The organism is Cecembia lonarensis LW9 (assembly GCF_000298295.1).
Classification (GTDB): domain Bacteria; phylum Bacteroidota; class Bacteroidia; order Cytophagales; family Cyclobacteriaceae; genus Cecembia; species Cecembia lonarensis.
Window position 1 is genome coordinate 1 of sequence record NZ_AMGM01000141.1, and the last position, 6020, is coordinate 6020.

At 39.4% G+C, this 6020-nt stretch carries 4 protein-coding genes; 2 read left to right on the forward strand and 2 right to left on the reverse strand.

The genetic code is table 11. The features are described 5' to 3' along the window. Positions 1-168 precede the first annotated feature (168 nt). Positions 169-1164 carry a LuxE/PaaK family acyltransferase gene (locus B879_RS20115; RefSeq protein WP_009187071.1) on the reverse strand — a complete coding sequence of 332 codons (996 nt, stop codon included), beginning with the start codon at positions 1162-1164 and terminating at the stop codon, positions 169-171. Positions 1165-1237: 73 nt separating this feature from the next. Here B879_RS20115 and B879_RS20120 point away from each other — a divergent pair, with 73 nt between their 5' ends. After that, complete coding sequence (locus tag B879_RS20120) at positions 1238-1912, forward strand: hypothetical protein (protein ID WP_009187072.1); 675 nt, start codon at positions 1238-1240, stop codon at positions 1910-1912. A gap of 113 nt (positions 1913-2025) precedes the next feature. Here the strand turns inward: B879_RS20120 and B879_RS20125 are convergent, their stop codons facing one another. Further along, positions 2026-4440, reverse strand: coding sequence for an alpha-ketoacid dehydrogenase subunit alpha/beta (locus tag B879_RS20125; protein WP_009187073.1), 2415 nt, complete (start codon positions 4438-4440; stop codon positions 2026-2028). Positions 4441-4879: 439 nt separating this feature from the next. Between B879_RS20125 and ald the strand changes: the two genes are divergently transcribed. Next, positions 4880-5995, forward strand: coding sequence for an alanine dehydrogenase (gene ald / locus B879_RS20130; protein ID WP_009187074.1), 1116 nt, complete (start codon positions 4880-4882; stop codon positions 5993-5995). Positions 5996-6020: the final 25 nt, after the last annotated feature.

Sequence of the window (6020 nt, forward strand, 5' to 3'; positions counted from 1 at the left end):
TCCTTTGATTTCTTTGCTATCTACCACTTTCGCATATGCAGGGCATGGTTTGCTTGCAGCACAAGCACTTAAGGCCAAAAGTCCAACAGCCATTACAACAATTGCTAATTTTTTCATGCTTTTCAAATTTTAAAGTCAAATATGTTTAATTTTTAAAGGAATACAAAATTAATTAACCATTAAATTACAGCCTCTGATTTCACTATTATCAAACCTCCCTAGTACTTCTAACTGTCCTAATTCATCAAATTTCCCCAAATCCTGGGTTTCGATAAAGGCACAGGAATGAAAATTGGCAAGATCAATCACGTTAATCCCCCCCTGCTTACGCTTTGAAAAAGCAAAAGGATCATTGGTATCCCTGAGCATAACGCGCATTGAAAAAGGTAAATTGTATTTTCCTTCAGATTTAGAATAGGCCTGAGACAATAGCTCTGTCATCCCATACTCTGAATGAATATTTTCTAGTTGAAAAGCAGTCTTTAATTGGTCGTGCACCTCTTCCCGGATCATCTCCTTTCTTCGCCCCTTCATGCCTCCTGTTTCCATTACCACCAAGTTGTTCATGGCAGGTATTGACAAGCCACTTTCAGAAAGATCCAAAAGTGCAAAAGTCACCCCAATCAAAAGCACCTTTTTGGATTCATCCTTAAGTTGATCCAGTACATTGATCAAATCCTTGTGGTTGTACAAATAAAATCCAGAATAAGGTGATTCTGATTTTTTTATGAAAAAATCTGCCATACTTACCAAAGAACTGCCTTTCCGTTCTAAATATGCCGGAAGCAAAGCCAAAACATGGAAATCTTTGATATGTCCATACTCTTTTTCAAAAAGATTCAAGGCGTGCTCTAAGTAAAAGGATTCAGACCAAAAATAATGCCTGCTGGTGATTGCTCCTGTGGTCCCACTGCTGGAATAATAACCTTCAAATTGATTTAAATCAGCAGATACCACTGGAAAATCCTTAAAAAAACGAATGGGTAAAAATGGAATTTCTTCCAACTTAGAAACATCAAACGGTTCAACCCCTCTGGCACGGATATAGGCCGCATAAACAGCATTATGCACCGCCTGAAACCTAAAAAGCTCTAATGCCTTCTTCTCAAAATTTTGTATATTGCCTTGAAGTATATCTTGTTTAAAACTTTTGAAATATTCCATCGTTTTATAATTTGTCATCAGAAAATTCATCACTTTTACGTGGACAGACAATTTCATGTAAAAGTACAAGTACATGAGCAGTGTAAAAAAGTATATCGCGATAATATTTGGACTAGTCTTGTCCTACGGTTGTGTTACACCACCGGATAATTTCCCCTCAGTCCCTGAAATTTCCTTCGAGGACATGAGGTTTGTCAATACTGCTGGTTCTGACTCACTCATCGTATCCATTCGATTTAAAGATGCGGAAGGAGACCTAGGGCTTAACCCCACAGATATTGACCCACCTTTTCAACCTGTAACTTTCAGAAGAAATCAAGCAGGTTCTTTAATCAATTATGCTAATCGTCCTCCAGATGCCCCTATATTTAACCCAATTGACTGGGCGATCAACCCTATCGTTAACAATGTAGTAATAAGGGACACCATTTGGGTGGAGCAAAATCCAAATCACAATAATATTTTTGTTAAATTTTTCATCAAAAGAAATGGTGTGTTTACTGAATTTAGATGGGAGGACCCACCCTTTTTCACCACTTTTAATGGCCGTTTCCCAAGACTGTTTAACAGTTCAGAAGGTCAACCTGTAGAAGGTGTTCTTGAATATGCTATGTTGTCTTTTGGCTGGCAATCCATATTCCGCAATGATACCATAAGAATAGATGTTCAGATCCAGGATAGGTCACTTAATAGAAGTAACATTGCCACAAGTCCCGAAGTCACACTTAATCAAATTGGCAGGAGGTAAGGTTGTTTAAAATCCAATCATTGATTACCTATTAGTGTTGTTATTTGAAAAAGACCGCTAAGAATTAGTTCTTAGCGGTCTTTTTTATTCAAAACCTTTTAACACTCGTTAATTTAGAATTCCGGGAATTTCAATGGATCTACCTCATGCATCATGGCATAAACCTTTTCGACAACATCATCCACCGAAGGTTTGGAGAAATAATCACCATCTGAGGAATATGCCGGTCTATGTGCTTTGGCTGCCAGTGTAGCTGGCTCTGAATCCAGGTAATAATATGCCCCTTGATCCTCCACTACTTTCTGCATCATATAGGCAGAAGCTCCACCTGGAACATCCTCATCTGCAAACAGAACCCTGTTGGTTTTCTTGATAGATTCCAGAATTTTATGGTTTACATCAAATGGCAACAAAGTTTGCACATCTATAATTTCTATATCTATTCCCATTTCAGCAAGTTCCTGCGCCGCATCTTCTATAATTCTACACATAGAACCATATGTTACAACAGTAAGGTCATTTCCTTCCCTGATGGTTTCAGGTTGGCCAAGAGCCACTCTGAACTCTCCAATATTGGCAGGCATTTTTTCCTTTAAACGGTAACCATTCAAGCATTCTATCACTAAGGCAGGTTCATCCGCCTGCATTAGGGTATTATACATACCGGCTGCTTGAGTCATATTTCTGGGCACACATATCAACATACCCCTTAAAGAATGAAGCAACATCCCTATGGGAGAACCGGCATGCCATACCCCCTCTAACCTATGGCCTCTTGTTCTCACAATCAAAGGTGCTTTTTGCCCCCCTTTTGTCCTGTAATGTAAACTGGCAAGGTCATCAGATAAGGTCATCAAGGCATAGTGAATGTAATCCAAATATTGGATTTCAGCCATTGGTCTGAGACCTCTAAGAGCCGCTCCTATTCCCTGACCGATGATGGTTACTTCCCTAATTCCTGTATCTGTCACCCTTAGTTCACCATGCTTAGCCTGTAACCCAGCAAAAGCTTGATTTACATCTCCAATTTTCCCCACATCTTCTCCAAATGCCAAAAACCTTGGGTCATTTTCCAATAAATTGTCAAAACAGGCTTGAAGTACTTCTCTGCCATCAACCAAAGGGGCATCGTCTTCAAATTGAGCAGCAATTGGTTCGACTTGATCAGAGGAAAATTCTGACTGGGAATACAAGTGGCTGCTGTAACGATCTTCATTGATTTCTTGTTGAGCAGCATACCAATCTTTCAAAGCTCCCTTGACCTCATCAGCATCATGCCTCATTAGCCATATGGCTTTTCTAACTGTACTGATAACATCTTTTCGAATCGGATTGATCGCTTTTGACAAATCATCTGCCAAAGTCTTCAAAGCAGACTGTTGCCCAGCGTGCTCCGCAGCATTTTTAATCAATTGCAAGGCTTCCTTCAATTCCTGTTTGATCTCTCCTGAAAATGAACTCCAAGCTGCCTCTTTTTCTTTTTTGGCAAATGCTTTTGCTTCCTGCTCAATCTGATCCAATTCCTCTTCACTGGCATAGGCATTATCCAAGATAAATTTCCTAAACTGCACCAAACAATCATGAGCCTTCTCCCACTCTAAACGTTCTTTGGACTTATAACGCTCATGCGAACCTGAAGTGGAGTGGCCCTGTGGCTGCGTCATTTCGACCACATGGATCATTACCGGCACATGCTCTTCTCTTGCTATTCTGGAAGCGTTTTCATAAGCCCTATCCAAGGCTTCATAATCCCAGCCTTTAACAACAAAAATCTCATAACCCTTTTGGTCATCATTTCTTTGCAACCCTTTCAGGATTTCAGAAATACTCCCCTTAGTAGTATGGTACTCATTTGGCACAGATATGCCATAAGCATCGTCCCAAACAGAAATTACCATTGGAACCTGTAATACGCCTGCTGCATTTACTGCTTCATAAAACATGCCTTCAGATGTGGATGCATTTCCAATAGTACCCCAAGCTACCTCATTACCATTCTTACTAAACTGAATGAGTTCTTTAAGTCCAAGGTTCTCTCTATAAAGTTTGGATGCATAAGCTAATCCAAGCAGCTTCGGCATTTGACCTGCTGTAGGCGAAATGTCTGCTGAAGAATTCTTCATGGCAGTCAATTCTTTCCATGTCCCATCCGCATTAAGGGATCTAGTAGCAAAGTGACCGTTCATCAAACGACCTGCTGAAGCAGGTTCTGCCTCCACTGAAGTATGGGCATAAAGTTGTGCAAAATATTCTCTTATGGTCAACTGACCAATCGCAAACATGAAAGTCTGATCCCTATAGTAGCCGGCTCTAAAGTCACCATCTCTGAAATATTTGGCCATGGCAAGCTGTGCCAGTTCTTTGCCATCACCAAATATTCCGAATTTTGCTTTTCCCATAAAGACTTCTTTCCTACCCATGAGAGAAGCGTGTCTGCTTTCCCAAGCCAGTCTGAAATCTTTTAAAAGCTGTTCTTTTTCAAACGTTCTAGACTTTTTATTCTTTGATAATGTTGCCACGTCAGTCATTTTAGTCTCTAAAGGTAATTTTGGGTTGTCCTCGGTTTATAACCAATCAGTTCAAAAATAGCCAAATTTGTTTTTTTTACAAACTTCAAAACAGAATAGTTTCGAAAAAAACCAATAAAATATTCCGAATTAAGTATGTAAAAATTATTTTATCAAAATAAAATTTTTGCTAATTAATTTTTTCCACCTTTTTAAAGATGTCATTCATTATATTTGCCATACAAAAATACATAGATCAGAATTTTATAAATTCTCGGAATTTTTAATTTTTAAAATCAATTTTTTGAAATTTTATTCAATTAATACCCGATTAAAGAAATTAAATTTTGAAAATAGAACAATAAAATGTTCAATACAAAATAATTGATTTGATTTTGTAGCAAATCAAGGCTCCCTTATTATCTTTGCGCAATCGATTTAAAACCCAAATTGTAACAATATGATCATAGGTGTTCCAAAGGAAATCAAAAACAATGAAAATAGGGTAGCACTTACCCCGGCTGGTGCAAAAGAACTGGTTAAGAGAGGCCACCAGGTATATGTTCAACATACAGCAGGTCAGGGAAGTGGTTTTTCGGATGATGAATACACTGCAGCCGGAGCTGCCATTCTTCCTACCATCGAAGATGTTTACAGCATTGCTGAAATGATCATTAAGGTAAAAGAGCCTATTGAACCTGAATACAAGCTGATCAAAGAAGGTCAATTGCTGTTCACCTATTTCCATTTTGCTTCCTACGAACCTTTGACCAAGGCTATGGTAGAAAATAAATCCATATGCTTGGCTTACGAAACCGTAGAAAAAGCAGACAGAAGTCTTCCTTTATTGGTCCCTATGTCTGAAGTTGCTGGTAGAATGTCCATTCAAAAAGGTGCCAATTATTTGGAAAAACCACTTAAAGGTAGGGGGATATTATTGGGGGGTGTGCCAGGTGTTCTTCCGGCAAAAGTATTGATACTTGGTGGTGGCGTGGTTGGAACCCAAGCCGCATGGATGGCAGCTGGATTAGGTGCTGATGTAACCATCATGGATGTTTCGCTACCAAGAATGAGGTATTTGGATGATGTCATGCCAGCAAATGTGAATACCATGATGTCTAATGAATACAACATCCGGGAAATGATCAAGCATGCTGATCTGATTGTAGGTGCTGTTTTGATTCCTGGTGCCAAAGCACCTCACTTGATTACAAGAGATATGCTCAAAGAAATGAAACCTGGAACTGTTTTGGTGGATGTGGCGGTAGATCAAGGGGGATGCATTGAAACATGTAAGCCGACTACCCATGAAAATCCCACTTATATCATCGATGATGTGGTACACTACTGTGTAGCAAATATGCCTGGTGCGGTTCCTTACACTTCTACTTTGGCCTTGACCAATGCAACACTTCCTTACGCCATTCAATTGGCGGACAAAGGGTGGAAGAAAGCAGCGCTGGAAAATGCGGAATTGGTTCCAGGACTGAATGTAATCAATGGAGACATTGTATATAAGGCAGTAGCTGAGGCTTTTGACATGGACTATGTTCCCGTAGAAAAATACTTGGCATAAGAATAAAACATCATATAAAAGGGGG